The organism is Dyadobacter sp. CY261 (assembly GCF_021440085.1).
Lineage (GTDB): Bacteria > Bacteroidota > Bacteroidia > Cytophagales > Spirosomataceae > Dyadobacter.
In genome coordinates, this window is sequence record NZ_JAKCPW010000001.1 from 1,711,310 (window position 1) to 1,728,693 (window position 17,384).

Genomic DNA, 17,384 nt, shown 5'->3' on the forward strand with positions numbered 1-17,384 from the left:
TCTCAGCCAGGGATTTTTAAAATACGGATTCTGAGAATCCTTTAAATTTATGATTTTCATGGCTAACAGTCTAATTCGAAAGTGTCTTCCGGCTGATCCCAGGTGTGGGACATGCAGGAAGACACGCTTTCTGGAAATACCGCTGCACGAAACGGAAAAAAATTGCTATCCCATTCCTGGCAACTTCAATCCCGAACCTCTCAGGGCTTCCAGCAGTTTTTCCTGAATTTCCATTTTAGTATCTACAAAACCATGAGCGTCGAGCCATACATTCACCATCACTTTATACCCGTCGGGTTCAATGGAAGAGATGCCGATGCGCCTCGCGGGGACTTTAAGGGCACTTTGGGCATCATCGAGGACATTGTTGACGACCTTTTTTACCTCTGCGAAATCAATGCCGTTGCTAAATTTCATCTCAACGTCGAGCCGTCGGTTACCCGAGCCGCTAATGTTAATGATCACCTCGTTGGACAGCTTGCTGTTCGGGATTACCACCTTTCGGTTATCATACGTCTTCACCACCGTGTAAAAGATCTTGATCGCCTCAACTGTCCCCTCCTGCCCTTGTGCCACGATATTGTCGCCAACGTGAAATGGTTTCAGGATCAGGATCAGCACGCCGCTTGCGAAATTCTGTAACGTACCTGACAGTGCAAGACCAGCCGCAACACCGATTGCGCCCACCAGCGCGGCAAAAATGGTCATCTGGATACCCACGATCTGCATGACGGAAATAACAAGCAATATCCTCAATGTCGTGACGGCCAGACTGAGCAAAAAGGGTGTAAGCGACGGGTCAATCTCGCGCTTAAACATGTGTGTGTTAAGCCAGCGGGACAAAATACGGATAAGCCAGAAGCCGACTATTAATACTATTATCCCAACAAGAACGGAAGGTCCGGTTGCCAATATCCAGGTGTAAGCTTTGTTATAAAATTGCTGGATTTTCATGATTCGATTGAATTGAATAAAATAGTCACAAACAGGAAAAATCCATTCCAAGGCCTGTTGGCACATTTTTTGATCCCATTTTCTCAAATAGTCAAGAAAAAAAATCTATCAGATATGGAAATTCATCATCATCAACAACGTCCCAGATCATACCGCAGGATTGGACGGTATGCTATATACCTGGTTCTTGCTGCGATTGCCATTGGCATCAGCTTCTACTTCTACGCACCGAAGCCTGTGAATAAAGCAGCCAATGAAAACATGCTTCTTTTTCTGCAAAACAAGATCAGTGACATCGATGCAAAGCTCAAAAACGGAGATAGCAATACGGATCTTGCTACGCGAGTTTCGTGGCATAAATCGAATACCGAGTTATACAATGAGGCCAAAACTAATCCCGACAAGCAGGTCAAGGGACAACGGGAGGTTCTGAAAAAGAAAATGATACAAGTGCAGCAACGCGACTTCCCTGAATTGCGCACGGCATATGTAGCGTCAAAAAAGGAAGCCCTCGGGGAACAGCATGTTTCCATCGGCCTATCCGGCAATAACCGCGAGGTGCTGACTTTCGAGAGCGAAATGTTCCAACCAAAACGGGTTCAGGAAGATTTTATGAAGAACATTTACGGGATCGTGAATGACCTGAGGTTTAAAAAAGTAATCTATAAATGGTCGAACGGGGCGGACGGTTTTCACAATTACGAGATTAAGTCTAAGGAGGATGCGGAGATTTGACCGGTGACGACCGACCGCTGACCGCCGACGACCGACCGCCGATGGCATGTCGACCATGGACCGCCGACCATGGACCGTGGTTTTAGATTAACCGGATCGATATGTTATGCTTCCCAATGCAAAAACATGGTCTGCGGTCTATGGTCTATGGTCTATGGTCAAGATATCATCGGCGGTCATCAGTCGGCCCTCAGCGGTCATCCGCCAACCTCCCCCCACTAAACTCACTCTTATAAATCCGCACGAGCAGGAGCACATAGCTGACGAGCAGCGGACCGAAGATAAATCCCCAGAATCCAAAGAGTTTGAGACCGGCGATCAACCCCAAGATGGTAATCACAGGATGGACATTGCCGACTTTTTGAAGAAATGTAATTCGTGCGAGATAATCAATATTGCCAATTACCACCACACTATAAGCTGCTAAGCCGATCGCTTTTCCACTTTCACCTTTTGAAAAAAGGAATATCACTAGCGGCAGCCAGATCAACGCCGTGCCAATTACCGGGAAGAATGCGAATAAACCGGTAACCAATCCCAAAAGTACAAAGTCTTCGATGCCCACCACCCAATAGCCCAACAAGGCTACCAGGCCCTGGATCACTGAAATAAGAGGAATACCCAACGCATTTGCCCGCACCATTCCACAGGTTTCCTCGGCGAGCAAATCGATATTTTTAGGACGGAGCGGGATGAAATGCTCCAACTTACCTTCCATCACCCGCCCGTTCTTGAACATGAAGAAGGCCAGGAAAAGGATCATGAGCAAGTTACCCAGCATGGTTGCGGAGCTGTTGAGAATGCCGGGGATGAAACTTGCTGCCTTTTTACGAAGATCAGCCGTTGCTTCCTTGCTCAGCAAATCCTGCCCCGTCCATTCCCTAAGCTGGTTAGAAATTGCTTCTGTGGCCTGATTCACCTGCTCTGGGTTTTTCATGACCGTCTCAACCTTTTGAAAAATCATCTGAACCGCGAAATAGACCGGAGCTACAATACAGGCCATAAATAGCACCATAAACAGAATAGCCGTGAGGCTTTTGTTCCACTTGCGCTCCTCGGTGAGGTAGAAGTAGTACTTACGGCAAAGGATATAGAGCGTCAGCGCGCCCAGGAAACCTGGAAAGAAACTGTAAAGCTGCTTGAACACAAGCGCAGCCAAAGCGGTGACAATCAGCAAAAAAGCGACCTGTCGGATGCGGTTATTATAATCTGAGAGCATAAGGGACAATTTAGATCTATATACGTAATACAATTACCGTACCAGATGCCCTATATCTCACATGGGTTTATGCCCATCCAACAAACCCACTTGCATTCAGAAAGGATCGAAACCGCCGAACTTGACTTGGGATGGAAAAGGATATCAAAAGCAAGCTTCCTACCACTCAGGATGGCTCCTCCTTTCGTAAATACCGATCGCCCACTGCACGGGTGACATCTCCGCGGTAAGGTGTACTTACCGGTAAAATATGTGCATCGATCTCGATCATGTAGCCGTTGAAAGCCGTGATTTTATCGATGGCGACGATCAGCGAGCGATGAATTCTCATAAAACCCTTTCCCACCAGCCGCGCCTCGATCGCCGAAAGTCCCTGGTAAACGACGATTTCTTTTTCGGTCGTTTTGATCTTCGCATAGTTTTTCACTCCTTCTATGTAAAGCACTTCATTGAAAAAAACTTTAACCGTTGTCTTCGCTGAAAATAGGTACGCAAACGGCCCACGGCTTTCGGAAGCACGCCTGGCCCTGGCCGGGATGCCGCGCCACTCGACCGTCGGCATCGCGGCATAGCACCGGTCGATGCTTTCCAGAAAATCCTCGAAGGCAATTGGCTTCGCCAGGCAATGCAGAATGTAATCGTCGTCTCCGGGTCTCCAGCGCTTTTTTTTAGCGGCCAGGAATACCACCCTGGGCCTGCTCGGCAGCAACCGTAAAAATGCTTCCCCGGTGATTTTCGGAAGCATAATGTCAAGAAAAAGCAGATCCACTTTGTGCTGCTGAAGATACCTTAATGCATCGACAGCATCATAAAATGTCCCCACCAGTTCCAGCGATTCGAGCTCGCTGATGTACGCTTCGAGGATGTGCGCTGTGTATGGCTCATCGTCGATTATCAAACATTTGATTTTGTTTGTCATAAATAATCCTGCAATTAGCTGTATTTCAATACCCTGACACATTTGGAAAGGATTTATTGAACGGGAGGCAGGCCGGAAAAACCGACTGATAGCGTAATAGCTGGAAGCGAATTGAGTAGGAAGCACTTCAAGTTCGATATAATTCCGGAATTGTGCAACGCTTCGGGCTGACGGCCCATCGCGTTGCACAATTTGAAACATCAACCGGAAGACGCTATCGCGTCAGATGCTTTTCAGGTACAACCTCAATGCACGCATTTCGGTATCCGAAAATGCGGCAGTCATTCGCCACGGCATCGGTTCTTTCAGTTCAGTACCATCGGGACGTTTGCCGGTACGAAGTGAATTAAAAAACTGCTCATCCGTCCAGTGGGCACTTCGGCCGGTCGAGGAAATGTCAGGTGTTCCGTGTTCGCCCGGTTTGCCCTTCATATTGGGCTGATGACAATGGGTACATACTTGTGAGACATATTTACCAAAGTCCGCAGTAACGTCTTCGCGGGTTGCCATGGGAAGTGCCGCGTTGTGATCAATTTTTTCAGCTTCGAAAAGATCCAGCTCGCCAAGATCAGCCAGGATCGTGGCACCGACACCTATTTCGCTCGGAAGATTTTCGCGGTCGACGGGCGGCACCTGCGAGCAATAGGCGATCACCGCTTTCAAATCGGTATCGCTCAGTTGGTTGTAATCGCCCGCCGGCATGTAAATGAGCGGTGTACCGTCGTGCTGCACCCCGTGACGGATTGCCCTTACCCAATCTTCGGTACTGTAATCTTTGGGCAGTCCACCCTTTCCCTTGGTGAGATTTCGCGCCACAAGACGACCTACTCCATTTTGTTCGAAGATCGTACGTCCGCCAAGGTCTTTGGCATGGCAGTCGTTGCAGCCTTTTGTGGTAACGAGTCGCTTGCCGAGGGCCAGTGTCGCCGAATCCGTTGGAATGTCGAGTTTTAATGGCTTTACTGCGTAAACTTTGCTGCGACGGTTCTCAACGGCAATGTAGGCTTTGGTGTAATAGCCGAGGACAAGCAGGATGACGACCAGCAATGCACGGCCGGTCCATTTCATGATTTTTTTTAACATGGCTTTTTTGTAAAATAACAGTTTGTAAAAAACTGTCGGCGTATTGCCGACGTCACAAAAATGCCCGGCTGGTCAGCCAATTCCGTAGTTATCTTTCCCGAAGTGTCAAAATGCTTGTATGAAATGCAAAAAAACATTCGCCGTTAGAATTCCGTCGTAAAAATGGCTGGTGACCCGACCTGAACCTGATCGAAAATCTTAAAATCCGGCCATGTACCGATCCAAACATCACCTTGTGCGTTTCATCCTCCGCATTTTGCGGTTGATCCACAATGGCCGCTGCTCCACTGGCCCGTCCGATTAATTTCGGGACAACGATTGCAACCCTGTTAGCCATGAAAATCAATATTTATCAAAATGAAAAAGCTTTACACACTGCTTTTAATGCTGGCAGCCGCATTGTGCGGCTGCATTCATTCAGCGCCTGTACCGGACGAAGTAAAATCCTCCGCGCCTGGATTCGGTACTTCCCGCCAACATCCCACCGGTAAACCGCTTACTCTTCCAGCGGGCATTAAAATCGTCGGTAAACCGCATTGGGACCTGGATTGCATCGCGGAAGCCAATAACGAAAAACGCGTTTACGGCAGCGGCGGCGAGGTCCGCTTTTGCATACAGTTTTCAAATAATACCAGCCAACCCATTATCGTAACCATTCCGCCAGGCACGATCTTCATTTCCGAAAGCACCGAATCACAGAATGGGCTCGTTATACAGATGATCCAAGTCACCGTACCTCCATTGAGCACGCCTTTCTTCTATTTTTTAAACAATTGCCTCAACCCGGATCGGGACGTTACCAACTTATTGGATGAATTCGAAGCGCAACCGATCGTTACCGATCATCCGGGCGTAACTGAACTGACCAACATGCTGAGCGGAAAAAAAGTAAATAGCGAGGACTATAACCATGAAGTTCCGCCGACGGAAATATTTGTTCCGGTGCAACGGGCAGTATCGGAGGTGTCGCACACAGGGAGCATGGCGGCGGAGACCCGGGCGAGCCTTTCGCGGTTACCCGACAAGTAACATCTATACCAAAGCCAGTACCAGCAAACTCACCGAAAACAACTGGGAAATACGATCCCGGTAACTTGCTTTGCGTCAATCAGAATATCAAACCGGAATAAGAAAAAATGCGGGCCGTTACCAGCCCGCATTTTTGCATTTAGAAAAGTACCCCTTCATCGTCCGATTTCGTCGGTGGCGTATAAACCTCCTCGGAAACGGTGGACGAGTCGGCGGCGCACTCGCCTGTATAGCCTTCTGGTCGGGGAAAAGGTCCCTTCCGGTATTGAATGAGCGTCTGATCGTTATACACCTTTTGCATGAAAGCACCCCAAGCTGGCATCGCCACGCGACCGCCCTGCCCAAGCGCAAGCGAGCGATAGTGGATGCTCCGATCTTCACCCCCTACCCAAACACCGGCCACCAGATTATGCGTCATGCCCATAAACCAACCGTCGGAATGGTTTTGTGAAGTCCCGGTTTTAGCGGCGATCTCATTGCCATCGGTCACGCCATATTGCCGTAAGCGACCTGCCGTACCACCTGGATCTTCGACAGCGCCCCGCATCAGGTACAACATGTTGTAGGCCATCGTTTCGCTGAGTTCCTGGCTCTGTTGCTCATGGAATTCAGCTAGCAACCTGCCATGACGGTCCTCGATACGCAAGATCGTCATCGGCAAAACCTTGTACCCGCCATTGGCGAACGAGGAATAGGCCGACACCATTTCATAAATAGAGACATCGCCCGTTCCCAGGCACAGGGCCGGCGTGGCGGGCAGCTCACTGGTGATGCCCAGCTTGTGCGCATAATCTACCACGGTATTGGCTTTTACCATCTTCATAATGCTGGCTGTCACGGAGTTGACCGATTTCCCCAACGCCTGACGGAGCGAAAGTGGTTGTTCGGAATAGACGCCATTGGAATTTTTGGGGGTATAGTCTTCCTCTACATCGTCGATCCCGGCCTGGAATGTAACCGGTGAATCCATGATTTTCTCACAAGGCGTAATGAAATTTTTGTCCAGACCTGCCGTGTAAACGAACGGCTTGAACGTGGATCCCGGCTGCCGCTTGCCCTGCTTGACGTGGTCGTATTGGAAATATTTAAAATTAATCCCTCCTACCCAAGCTTTCACGTGCCCGTTGCGTGGGTCCATGGCCATCATGCCTGCACGCAGGAAGCGCTTATAATATTTAATGGAATCGATCGGGCTCATGGTCACTTCCTTTTCGCCGTCCCATGAGAACACCTTCATTTTGTAAGGCTTGTTCATGACTTTCCATGCCTCCTCCTCGCCCAGCTTGTTTTTAAGTATGTTAAAATACGGCAACCGCCGCACGGCTGTGTTGATAAAACCCGGGATTTCTTTCCCGTTTTCGGCCACCCAAGGGTTACGACCTTTCCAGTGCTCGCTGAATGTCTTTTGCTGGTCCTTCATGTGACGGGTAAGCGCGTCCTCCATGTAGGATTGCATGCGTGAGTCGATGGTCGTGTAAATGCGCAGGCCGCTGGTGTAGAGGTTCAGATCGGTCCCGTTTTCCTCATTATACATCTTCACCCAGGCTTTGAGATACCCCCGCATCGACTCCCAAAAGTAGGGCGCCGGGCCGTTGGCGTGCGTTTCCATCGCAAACTCCAAATCGAGCGGTCTCTCTTTCAGTTGGTTAAAGTCATCTTCCGTAATATCGTCGTACTTCCGCATTTGCGCGAGCACGGTATTGCGGCGGTTGATCGCATTCTGGGGGAACCTCACCGGATTGTAAATGGTTGGGTTTTGAAGCATTCCCACCAAAAGCGCAGATTGCGGGATATCCAGCTCCGAAACATCCTTGTTGAAATACGTTTTCGCGGCGACTTTTATACCAAATGCATTGTTCCCGAACGACACCGTGTTCAGGTACATCTGCATAATCTCCTGTTTGGTATATTTTCTTTCGAGGATAATCGAAAGTATCCACTCCTTGGTTTTCGCGATCACGATTCGTACGCCGGGAATTTTGCTTAATGTACCTTCAAACTCCTCAGATCGCGTATTGAACAGGTTTTTCGCTACCTGCTGCGTAAGTGTACTGCCGCCACCCGAACTCGAATTGCCGGTGAGAATCCCCTTGGCCACGCGCAAAAGGCTTCGTGGATCGATACCCGAATGGCTGATGAAGCGGGTATCTTCGGTAGCCACCAATGCATTGATCAGATTAGGCGAAATGTCCGAAATCTCCACCGGCGAACGGTTTTCGATCAGGTATTTACCCATCGACTTGCCGTCCTGCGAAATCAGTTCGGAAGCCACCTCACTTTTAGGGTTTTCGAGTGCTTTCAGGTCCGGCATGCCGCCGAAGAGCCGGAAGAAATTATAGTTAACGGCGGCGATGTAAAAGATCAGCAAGGCGAGCCCAATGCCGAATGCACGCCATAAAAAAAGGATGCGACGCCGGTATTTCCCGGGTTTCAATTCAATCATGTAATTCAAGAGTAACGTCTAATAAACTGACCAAATAAACGAATTTGATTCACAAATCAGCTATTAGAACGTTGCTGAGGCGCTATTTGCTATGGTTTTGATGAAATATTTAAGTAAATTAAAGTTAAGCAGTCCCCGGCTGGCCGACATATTCGGTGCGCTTTTTATATTCATTGGGACTGATGCCTGTTTCCTTTTTGAATAAACGCGAAAAATAGGGCGGATTTTCGAAACCCAGCAGATAGGCCGTTTCAGACACAGTTTTGTCGGTGCTCAAAAGTAAATTTTTCGCCTCGGAAACCAGGAAAATGTGGATCAGGTCCATGGCAGTCTTGCCGGTTTCCTGTTTGAGTAAATCACTTAAATAACGGGGCGAAGTGTTGAGCATGTCGGCCATTAATTTCACAGATGGCAACCCTATTTCCTGGAATTTCCCATTCTCGAAATACTGGGCCAGACTTTCATTAAAACGCGACACTGTGGTACCTGAAAGCTGGGTGCGGTTGATAAACTGGCGTTTATAAAAACGTTGCGAATATTTCAGCATCGAATCCAGGTGCGTCAGCATGATGTCGCGGCTATATTCATCTGTATTATTAAAATACTCCGTTTGAATACGGTTGAAAAGATCCCAGATAATCTGTTCCTCCCGCTCCGACAAATGTAACGCCTCGTTAGCCTCATAATCGAAATAGCCGTATTTTCGGATTTCTGAATGCAGCGGGTGTCCATTCAGGAAATCTTCATGGATATAAATGATAAACCCACTTTCCTCCAATTCGATATTATTGATCTCGACCACTTGCCGCGGTTTCGAAAACAACATGGAGCCATTCTCAAGATCATACTTCGTCCGCCCGTACAACACATGCCCGGACTTGATTTTTTTGAATGCGATCATATAAAAATCCGTCGTGAACTCACGGCGGCCTATGGTGCAACTTCTCAGTTCGTTGCACGTAAACATGCTGATCAGGGGGTGTTCGGGCGACTTTAAATTGCTGGATCGGTGCAGCTCGCTGATACTTTTATAATGTTCCATAGTTTGAAACGGTTAAAATCTGCACCCATAACGGGTGCAGATCTGTCAATTTAATCAATCACTATTAAACTGTCAATCACGCAGTAACATGACCATGTGCGGCATCAGCTACTTCTTTCCATTCTTCCCAGGTCGCAAGGCGGTCGGCGTAAACCTGACTCAACCAAGGTAACCCTACTTTGCCGAGGAAAATTCGCAATGGCGGATTTTCTTGGTCTACCACTTTCAGGATCGCGTCGGAAGTAGCTTCCGGATTACCGATGGTGTCGGGGGTCAGGCCAGCGTAGAGCGCTTCCTTGATGCCGTCGTACAATGCGATCGGTTCGCTACGGGTAGCAGAAGCGCCTGCCCAGTCGGTCGAGAAGCCGTTTGGTTCAATAAGCGTCACTTTGATACCGAAATCTTTTACTTCCGAAGCCAACGTCTCGCTAAGCCCTTCAACGGCCCATTTGGAAGCATTGTAAAGACCCAACACCGGCAATGTTGCCACGCCGAGCACGCTCGAAACTTGAAGGATATGGCCTCCGCCTTGTGCCCGCATGACCGGGATAGCTGCCTGGGTAATCCATAGCAAACCGAAAACATTGGTCTCGATCTGATCGCGCGCCTCTTTTTCACTGGTCTCCTCGATCGTGCCGAACAAGCCATAGCCAGCGTTGTTGATCACGACGTCCACTCTGCCGAAATGTTTGGCGGCCTGTTCCACAGCGGCGAAACTTGCAGCGCGGTCGTTCACGTCCAGTTTGATGGGTAAAAGGGTATCAGGATATTGCGCTGCCAGTTCTTGCAGCGTTTCGATGTTGCGCGCCGAGGCGGCTACTTTATCTCCTCTTTTCAAAAAAGCCTCAGTCCATATACGGCCAAATCCCTTGGAAGCGCCGGTAATAAAAATAGTTTTTGACATGATTGAAATCGTTTTTGTGTTTTGATGCTACAAATTTACCGGGTCGCCGCTGCCTGCATCTTATACAAAAATCCGTAAATGAGATACACTTTTACGTAAGCCGTTAAACGCGATTCCGGAGTTGCCGGGAACTGTTACCAGCCGCATTCGTCGGTCAGTCCGCTCACCTGCCTCGTCGGAATGCGGACGGAAATCGAAAAAGGCCACTCGGGACAAAATGCTGTCGTATATTTATGCTTCCATTGCCAGCAAAGCACCATGAAAAACGAAGTACTCGACGTCACAGGAATGCGGGCCTTACCCGTGGATCTCGACACGGCCCTATCATTAATGCCGTATGTCCGTTTCCTGGAACAACGTATCGTAGAAGAAAAGACCCTCAAATCCGGGTTCTATAAAAATATCCTAAACTATTTCCGGGAAAATCAGCTTCCGGAAGGCGACATACCGCTCGAGGAAGCAAAACAATACAGCGAATTTTTCGAATACGTTTATGGCACGCTGTCGGCCCCACTGGCATCCGAGCACAAGTTGGCGTGGGGATTGAGCTTTCCTTTGTACCCATTTATTTTTTATGGTACCGACCTGCTCTTCGAAATGCTGAATACAAAGCCGCTAGATGCGCAGTTCGAATTGCAGAAAAAACCCGATGATTATCAGCGCGACCGCCTGCATTTGATTTACACGTTGATCTTGCAACGGCTTTATAATTTTCAGGTTCCGGTTAAAATACAGCAATATCACACCTGGACTGATATAAATACCGGGCTGCTCCGCTACTATGAAGTGCTGGTCAATCCCGAATTCGTAGAGGTGAGTGCTAAAACGGAATTGCCGGAGCTCAACTTCGTAGAAATCTATGCGCATTTCAGCGAAGAGGACGGGCATTTACAGTTGCAGAAGGTATTACCGCTCGAAATGTTCCGGTTTAGAGGCTTCGCGGTGATTACCGTTACGGATGTAACGGCCAGAATGGCCGTAGAAACTATTAAGAAGGTACAGTTCAACCGTATTCCGGGCGACAGTCCGGCGCGGTATCACCGTATTATCCAGTCGCTGAAAACATTGGTGCAAAACAACCGCATCGAATTTGATCTTTTCCCTTTCGTGCGTGTGAACGGGCAGGCGGTATACGGCTACGGCCAGGCCGGCACAGGTGTACTTTTTCAGATTTGGGGTGAGAACCGGCTTACGCCCGAAGAATTCCGCCGCCAGGCCGAAGGCTATGCGGCCAAACCCAACTCGTTTTTTTCACCCGATATCCAGGGTGAGGACGAAAAACAAATCAGCTGGCTCACGCCTTTCCGTAACCTGAATGTGCGTTCGCTCGCTCTGGTGCCTCTTTTTGTGGAACAAAAACTCGTAGGTGTGCTTTGTATGCACACCTGGGAAGATGAGCGGTTCGACGAAAAGAAGCTGGCATGGATCGAAATGGCTTTCACACCGATAGCCCAGTTGTTGAACACTTATATTGAAGAGTTCAACATGGAACTGGAAAGCATCATCAAGGAGAAATTCACCTCCATACAACCCGCCGTACAATGGAAGTTCAACGAGGCCGCCTGGCATTATCTGCACCGCCGGAAAAAAGGCTTGCCGGAGGTTAGCGAAAATATTGCCTTCTACGATGTGTTCCCGCTATACGGCGCCATCGATATCCGCAATTCTACCAGCGAACGGAATACGGCCATCCGCGCCGATCTCGGCCATTACCTGGATATGCTGGATGAACTGCTGAATGCATTGACGCCTTTCGACCGCTCGTCGCTCATGCGGGAATTGCGTTTTCATTGCTCCAAATGGTTGCAGACGGTTAAGCAGGGTGAGCTGAACAGCACTTCGGAGAATAATCTCAATACGTTTTTGAATGAGGAAGCCAGAAATTACCTCATGCATTTGTCGCAGCAAGATCCGCGTACCACTTTGCTGATCGACGAATACCTGGGCTTTACGCATGCCGGCCAGGGTGAAGTGCACCGGAACCGGCAGGAGCTCGACCGCTCAATGGAACTGATCAATTCGGCTGTTAACCATTATTTTGAGGACGAAAAAGAGACATTACAGGAATCCTACCCATGTTATTTCGAGAAGTTCAGGACGGATGGCATCGAATACGACATTTACATCGGTCAGTCCATCGCGCCCGACAAGCCATTCAGTCACTTCCATCTTAAGAACCTGCGGCTCTGGCAATTGTCGTCGATGATCGAAGTGGCGCGGCTTACGCGCAGACTTCTGGCCGAAATGCCGAAAGAACTGCATACTACGCAACTAATATTTGTGCACAACCACATGATCGACATCAGCTTCCGGGCCGACGAACGGAAATTTGATGTGGAAGGCGCTTACAATATCCGCTATCAAATGATCAAAAAACGGATCGACAAGGTGCGTATCAAACATTCCGAAGAGCGCCTTACCCAACCCGACAAGATCGCCCTTATTTACCTGCATCACCGCGATATTGAAGATTACCTTCCTTTTATTCATTATTTACAGGAAACCAACGCATTGGATCCGGTTACCGAAGAGCTCGAACTGGAAGATTTGCAGGGCCTGAGCGGACTGCGCGCTTTGCGGCTGGCCATTAATTATCAGGAAGCCGAATAGCAATCCGGTTTCTTTATTTCAATTCAAAAGCTTCATTCAAAACAGGACAGACTTGTGTAAACTGATTACATAAGGCTATCCTGTTTTATTTTTAAATTAAATACTATTTGGACTTATTATAAATAAACTATATTTGCACGTCCACATGCGAAGTGGAAGATCAATTCCCTTCGCTTTTTACTACTCATTCTTCTCAAATAATGTTTAAAAAACAACTTATCATTATCGCTTTCCTTCTTTGCTGCTCGGCGCAGCTATTCGCTCACGCGCTTTGGATCCAAACTGCATCGAAAGGTAAAGCGGGTCAGAAACAAGCCGTCAAAATCATTTACGCTGAACCGGGGGACAAGCCCGAAGAGCTGGGTGAATGGTATTCCGATGTGAAGGATTTCGAACTTTGGCTTGTAGCGCCCGACCATAAACGCACCAAACTGGCGACCATCGCAGCCGACGATCACTTTGCCGCCGAGTTCACTCCCGACCAACAGGGCGTATACACCTTATCGGTAGGTCACACGGCCAAAGAATTGGGAGGTACAACTGTTTACCAGTTCAATGCCAGCGCATTGGTATCTGTCGGCAAGGCCGATGCCGGAAACAGTTCCGCTGCGAACACCAACGAACTCCATATTTTTGCCGATCCCTTAAAAGCCCACAAAGTGAATAGTCCGCTCGATTTGCGTGGTCTTTTCAAAAACAATGGCAGTGAAAAATTATACGTGACAATTGCTGCGCCGTCGGGATGGAGCAAGCAAATCAGCACGGATGAAAAAGGCTTAGCGGAATTTGTACCACTCTGGCCGGGAATCTACTTTATCGAAGTATCCAAAAGCTGGAAAGATTCCGGCACACACAATGGTAAAGAATACAAGGCTTTCTGGCGCAGTGCAACGACGCTCGTTGAAGTAGGTAAATAAAATATCACAAAGCGCATTCTTTCGCATGTCCCTGTACGAACAAATCAGTGCCTATTGCAGCCGTCATAAAATAAGGTTGGCCGAAAAACGGGTCATCGTTGCGGATCAATTACTTGTGGCCAATGAATATACCGACGGTGATACGTTATGGCGCGACATGCGCAGTCGCGGCATCAAGATCAGTCCCGCAACTGTCTACGAATCTCTCAATTGGCTGGTGAGCGCGGGTTTTGCGGAAAGGCGTTTCGCTACCGACAGCCGGAAAAACCTTTTTGGTATTCCCGAACCTGTCAGACACACGCTGGAGAGTTAATTCAGGTTCCTGTTTACCAGAACTTAACAAAAAGGGTCCGTGTTGAACGGACCCTTTTTGAGTATTTATTCAGCGACCACCGCATTCTTGGGTTTGCGGCCACGTGGCTTCCCGGTATACGCCGGCTTGGGATCTTCGGTTCCCAATGCGAGTTCGAATCCCACGACACCTTCTTCATAATTGAAAAGCGTAATCTCAAAAACGAACTTCGTATTTTCAAAATCCACACCACCTTTACGAAGGATCAGTTCCAGGGGGATCGAATATCCGCGGCCACTTCTGGTCAATGCGAATGTTCCGTTTTCTTCTGGGCTTGGAATGAGATAAAGATACTTCAAAGACCTTTTTCCCTGTTGTGTTCCAATTTTGAAGTGAGCGGTTTCAGGTTCGATACCTAATTCTTCCAATGTTTTAGGAGGAAGGACAATCTTGCCGGAGGAAGAAACATACCCGGTAGGCTTCGATTTCTCCTGAGGTTTTTTCGTTACTGTAAGATTATCCTCGGGTGAAAAGAATTTAATTGCTCGTGCTTTCATAAATAAAATATGGGTTGCTGGTGGATTATTACTTTCGCAAAAGTAATCAAGTTAACATTTTATTAAAATATTTTTTTGTAATAAATCGAGCGCAAATGTCATGAAAATTAATTGGTCTGTTTAACCACAGGTGGTGTTTTTATTAAGCGTTATTCACTGTTCGGATCGTAAATTCAATTTAAATAAATATTCGTCAGTCCCGAAATTAGCATGCACCCAATTACATTCGATTTGCAATTCACGGGAGCTGTATAAATCATCCCCATGCTTTTCGCATCAGATTTCCAGATAACCCCTTGCCCGCTTTCCTCTTGCTTTTCGAAAATATGAATTGAGAACGAATTTGTCCCAAACGGTTACAAAAATAATAGATCAGTTACTTCCTCAACATTCGGTAACTACTCATCTAAGCGTCCAAGCCAGCTCTTTGTGCGGAAAACTATTTTTGGAAATTTATATTAGCCGAAAAAAAATAGACATCCAATTTAAAAAATAATTACGTAGAAGTAGTTTGTCGGACACATTTCCATCTAAAATTTAAGTTTATATTAAAATCCTTTCACCCATTTACAGATGCATTTTCTGCGGATTATCGAAAACTGGCTCTCAATCAACCTGTAAATAGTTACTAAACGAAAGCAATTTTTCAGCATTCATTTTCAGTCCGCGGTTGGGACTAGCGCCCGTCCAGTTACTGGTAGTCATTGCGACTACGACAGACATATGCCGTACCAGCAATTTTAGCCCCGCTAAACTTTTCCTACGGCGAAGCCAAACCAGGTACTCAGCCTGAAAATTTTTTCTGAAAATTTTCAGGACATCGGCATCCTTTCCGACTCTAGTGATTAGAATGCATTCAAAATAGGAACTATCCCAGCTATAATTAGATAAAAACGATTTCTACATGCCGTTGGCCAATTCAACATATACCGACCACGAAACGTCCGCTTTCCAGCGCGCCCAGGAACAGGAGCATGCGGTACGCGAGGCTTTCCAATCGGGCGACAGGCAGGCATTTGCTGAGATTATGCAAACTTATTACCCGTTGCTGCTCAGCTACGGGATGCAGTTTCAGCGTGACAGGGAGTTCGTCAAGGATTGCCTGCACGATCTCTTCATCGATCTCTGGAACAAACGCGAGAAGCTGGAAGGTGTCCAAAAATTGAAACCCTATTTGCTCAGTTCTCTACGCCACCGGCTGTTCCGGGAAACCAAACGGCTCCGCTGGTTCCGCGAAGCCGAGGAACTGACCGATGACTACGACCTGGAAGTGCAATTCGCGATCGAATCGTACCTGGTGAATCACGAAGTACAGCACGAGGAATTGAAACGCCTGCAGGCCAATCTGGAAAAACTTTCGAAGCGGCAGCGGGAGGCTATTTATCTGCGGTTTTTTCAGGAAATGGAGTACGAAGACATCGCCCGTGTGATGTCGATACATTATCATTCGGCGGTTAACCTGGTGTATGAAGCACTCAGGATGCTGCGTAAAAACTGGTTCCTGTCGTTGATAACGGCCATTTCCTCCATTTTCCAAGCATGAAAACTTACCAAACATACCAAACAGAGGATTTTGTCCAGGACCCTTATTTCCGGAAATGGGCACTAAGCGAGTTACCACCGGAAGACCGTTTTTGGGAAACCTGGCAACAAACGCATCCCGATCAATATGAAATACTCGAAAAAGCGAAATCGATGGTGATTGCCTTACGCATTCCAGGCATAGAGATCCATGACGCCGAAATCGACGAGGCAATTGCCCGGGCGCTGAAGAGCACCGAAGTGGACGGACGGACTGCGGGCAGTCGGGCTGCCCGCAGCCGGATCGGGTGGTGGCCTGTGGCGGCTTCGGTACTTATACTAATGGTTTTCGGGTATTGGATGTTCATGAATCGTGGTGAGGGAACGGAGCACCTTGCGGAGCATTCAAAGCCACAGCCAGCTTCAACAGACGAGACACAGCTGAATAATGGTGCAACTACCCGCATAATAACATTGCCCGATAGCAGCCGGGTGACGCTGGAAGGCCACAGCTCGTTGCGTATCGGGCGACATTTTGGGAAAACAACGCGGGAAGTGTACCTCACAGGAGCCGCATTCTTTGACGTAAAGCGTGATACTGAGCGACCATTTATCGTCTATTCCGGGAAGGTCGTAACCAAAGTGCTGGGCACAAGCTTCCGCATTAAGGCCTACGATGCCGACGCGAACGTTTCGGTGGGCGTGCGAACGGGGAAAGTAACGGTGTTCAAACGGGAATCCGGCGCGAAGACCGATCCAATGCTTTCCGAGGAGGTTATCCTGACGCCTAACCAGCAGGCGGTGTTTGTAAAGAAGGAGGAAAAGTTTGTAAAGACCTTGGTGGAGCAACCAGCGGTAATCGACCGGCTGAGCCACAAAAATCGGCTGGATTTTTCGGAAACGCCTATTCCTGCCGTGCTGAATGCATTGGAAGAGGCATATGGTGTTAAAATGATTTACGATGCCGAGAACCTGAAAGAATGCAATATGACCGGTTCGCTTAATGCGGGTTCACTTTACGACAAACTCGCTATTGTTTGTGAAACGATCCAGGCGCATTATAAAGTCACAGACGGCCAGGTGGTCATCGATGGCAAAGGATGTAAATAAATAAGTACTTGAATAAAAAGGCCAGCAGTGTTCGCGGCACTACTGGCCC

The 17,384-nt window shown here is 48.1% G+C and carries 15 protein-coding genes; 7 read left to right on the forward strand and 8 right to left on the reverse strand.

Annotated features, from left to right (window positions below; genetic code table 11):
• Positions 1-165: 165 nt before the first annotated feature.
• Positions 166-954, reverse strand: coding sequence for a mechanosensitive ion channel family protein (locus tag LZD49_RS06865; RefSeq protein ID WP_234666575.1), 789 nt, complete (start codon positions 952-954; stop codon positions 166-168).
• A gap of 114 nt (positions 955-1,068) precedes the next feature.
• Here LZD49_RS06865 and LZD49_RS06870 point away from each other — a divergent pair, with 114 nt between their 5' ends.
• Positions 1,069-1,689: a hypothetical protein gene (locus tag LZD49_RS06870; RefSeq protein WP_234666576.1), complete on the forward strand. Its 621-nt coding sequence runs from the start codon at positions 1,069-1,071 to the stop codon at positions 1,687-1,689.
• Positions 1,690-1,879: 190 nt separating this feature from the next.
• Here the strand turns inward: LZD49_RS06870 and LZD49_RS06875 are convergent, their stop codons facing one another.
• The 3 genes from LZD49_RS06875 to LZD49_RS06885 form a co-directional block, all read right to left on the reverse strand.
• Positions 1,880-2,908: an AI-2E family transporter gene (locus LZD49_RS06875; protein WP_234666577.1), complete on the reverse strand. Its 1,029-nt coding sequence runs from the start codon at positions 2,906-2,908 to the stop codon at positions 1,880-1,882.
• Between the two features lie 166 nt (positions 2,909-3,074).
• Entirely contained in the window at positions 3,075-3,827 is a 753-nt protein-coding gene (locus LZD49_RS06880; RefSeq protein WP_234666578.1) for a LytTR family DNA-binding domain-containing protein, read from the reverse strand.
• Between the two features lie 222 nt (positions 3,828-4,049).
• The gene (locus LZD49_RS06885) at positions 4,050-4,910 is read right to left on the reverse strand and encodes a c-type cytochrome (RefSeq protein WP_234666579.1); all 861 of its coding nucleotides are present in this window, start codon (positions 4,908-4,910) and stop codon (positions 4,050-4,052) included.
• A gap of 357 nt (positions 4,911-5,267) precedes the next feature.
• On the opposite strand from LZD49_RS06885, the gene LZD49_RS06890 reads away from it, so the two are divergent.
• Positions 5,268-5,939: a hypothetical protein gene (locus LZD49_RS06890; RefSeq protein WP_234666580.1), complete on the forward strand. Its 672-nt coding sequence runs from the start codon at positions 5,268-5,270 to the stop codon at positions 5,937-5,939.
• Positions 5,940-6,078: 139 nt separating this feature from the next.
• Here the strand turns inward: LZD49_RS06890 and LZD49_RS06895 are convergent, their stop codons facing one another.
• The 3 genes from LZD49_RS06895 to LZD49_RS06905 all read right to left on the reverse strand — a co-directional run bounded on the left by LZD49_RS06895 (position 6,079) and on the right by LZD49_RS06905 (position 10,328).
• On the reverse strand, positions 6,079-8,382 hold the full coding sequence (locus LZD49_RS06895; RefSeq protein ID WP_234666581.1) for a penicillin-binding protein 1A: 2,304 nt from the start codon (positions 8,380-8,382) through the stop codon (positions 6,079-6,081).
• A gap of 124 nt (positions 8,383-8,506) precedes the next feature.
• The gene (locus LZD49_RS06900) at positions 8,507-9,424 is read right to left on the reverse strand and encodes an AraC family transcriptional regulator (protein ID WP_234666582.1); all 918 of its coding nucleotides are present in this window, start codon (positions 9,422-9,424) and stop codon (positions 8,507-8,509) included.
• 76 nt (positions 9,425-9,500) lie between these two features.
• Positions 9,501-10,328 carry an SDR family oxidoreductase gene (locus tag LZD49_RS06905; protein WP_234666583.1) on the reverse strand — a complete coding sequence of 276 codons (828 nt, stop codon included), beginning with the start codon at positions 10,326-10,328 and terminating at the stop codon, positions 9,501-9,503.
• A 258-nt stretch (positions 10,329-10,586) separates the two neighbouring features.
• Here LZD49_RS06905 and LZD49_RS06910 point away from each other — a divergent pair, with 258 nt between their 5' ends.
• The 3 genes from LZD49_RS06910 to LZD49_RS06920 all read left to right on the forward strand — a co-directional run bounded on the left by LZD49_RS06910 (position 10,587) and on the right by LZD49_RS06920 (position 14,168).
• Positions 10,587-12,938, forward strand: coding sequence for a GAF domain-containing protein (locus tag LZD49_RS06910; RefSeq protein WP_234666584.1), 2,352 nt, complete (start codon positions 10,587-10,589; stop codon positions 12,936-12,938).
• A 200-nt stretch (positions 12,939-13,138) separates the two neighbouring features.
• Positions 13,139-13,855, forward strand: coding sequence for a DUF4198 domain-containing protein (locus tag LZD49_RS06915; protein WP_234666585.1), 717 nt, complete (start codon positions 13,139-13,141; stop codon positions 13,853-13,855).
• 25 nt (positions 13,856-13,880) lie between these two features.
• On the forward strand, positions 13,881-14,168 hold the full coding sequence (locus LZD49_RS06920; protein ID WP_234666586.1) for a transcriptional repressor: 288 nt from the start codon (positions 13,881-13,883) through the stop codon (positions 14,166-14,168).
• Positions 14,169-14,233: 65 nt separating this feature from the next.
• Here the strand turns inward: LZD49_RS06920 and LZD49_RS06925 are convergent, their stop codons facing one another.
• Positions 14,234-14,704 (reverse strand): hypothetical protein, encoded by a 471-nt coding sequence (locus tag LZD49_RS06925; RefSeq protein WP_234666587.1) that lies wholly within the window; start codon positions 14,702-14,704, stop codon positions 14,234-14,236.
• Positions 14,705-15,608: 904 nt separating this feature from the next.
• On the opposite strand from LZD49_RS06925, the gene LZD49_RS06930 reads away from it, so the two are divergent.
• On the forward strand, positions 15,609-16,247 hold the full coding sequence (locus LZD49_RS06930; RefSeq protein ID WP_234666588.1) for an RNA polymerase sigma factor: 639 nt from the start codon (positions 15,609-15,611) through the stop codon (positions 16,245-16,247).
• Positions 16,244-17,335: a FecR family protein gene (locus LZD49_RS06935; RefSeq protein WP_234666589.1), complete on the forward strand. Its 1,092-nt coding sequence runs from the start codon at positions 16,244-16,246 to the stop codon at positions 17,333-17,335. The genes LZD49_RS06930 and LZD49_RS06935 overlap by 4 nt, the downstream gene beginning before the upstream one ends.
• The last annotated feature ends 49 nt before the right edge of the window (positions 17,336-17,384 follow it).

Bases quoted from the DNA above. Each gene is read 5' to 3' on its own strand.
- LZD49_RS06865 (WP_234666575.1), bottom strand. From the start codon at position 954: ATGAAAATCCAGCAATTTTATAACAAAGCTTACACCTGGATATTGGCA.
- LZD49_RS06870 (WP_234666576.1), top strand. From the start codon at position 1,069: ATGGAAATTCATCATCATCAACAACGTCCCAGATCATACCGCAGGATT.
- LZD49_RS06875 (WP_234666577.1), bottom strand. From the start codon at position 2,908: ATGCTCTCAGATTATAATAACCGCATCCGACAGGTCGCTTTTTTGCTG.
- LZD49_RS06880 (WP_234666578.1), bottom strand. From the start codon at position 3,827: ATGACAAACAAAATCAAATGTTTGATAATCGACGATGAGCCATACACA.
- LZD49_RS06885 (WP_234666579.1), bottom strand. From the start codon at position 4,910: ATGTTAAAAAAAATCATGAAATGGACCGGCCGTGCATTGCTGGTCGTC.
- LZD49_RS06890 (WP_234666580.1), top strand. From the start codon at position 5,268: ATGAAAAAGCTTTACACACTGCTTTTAATGCTGGCAGCCGCATTGTGC.
- LZD49_RS06895 (WP_234666581.1), bottom strand. From the start codon at position 8,382: ATGATTGAATTGAAACCCGGGAAATACCGGCGTCGCATCCTTTTTTTA.
- LZD49_RS06900 (WP_234666582.1), bottom strand. From the start codon at position 9,424: ATGGAACATTATAAAAGTATCAGCGAGCTGCACCGATCCAGCAATTTA.
- LZD49_RS06905 (WP_234666583.1), bottom strand. From the start codon at position 10,328: ATGTCAAAAACTATTTTTATTACCGGCGCTTCCAAGGGATTTGGCCGT.
- LZD49_RS06910 (WP_234666584.1), top strand. From the start codon at position 10,587: ATGAAAAACGAAGTACTCGACGTCACAGGAATGCGGGCCTTACCCGTG.
- LZD49_RS06915 (WP_234666585.1), top strand. From the start codon at position 13,139: ATGTTTAAAAAACAACTTATCATTATCGCTTTCCTTCTTTGCTGCTCG.
- LZD49_RS06920 (WP_234666586.1), top strand. From the start codon at position 13,881: ATGTCCCTGTACGAACAAATCAGTGCCTATTGCAGCCGTCATAAAATA.
- LZD49_RS06925 (WP_234666587.1), bottom strand. From the start codon at position 14,704: ATGAAAGCACGAGCAATTAAATTCTTTTCACCCGAGGATAATCTTACA.
- LZD49_RS06930 (WP_234666588.1), top strand. From the start codon at position 15,609: ATGCCGTTGGCCAATTCAACATATACCGACCACGAAACGTCCGCTTTC.
- LZD49_RS06935 (WP_234666589.1), top strand. From the start codon at position 16,244: ATGAAAACTTACCAAACATACCAAACAGAGGATTTTGTCCAGGACCCT.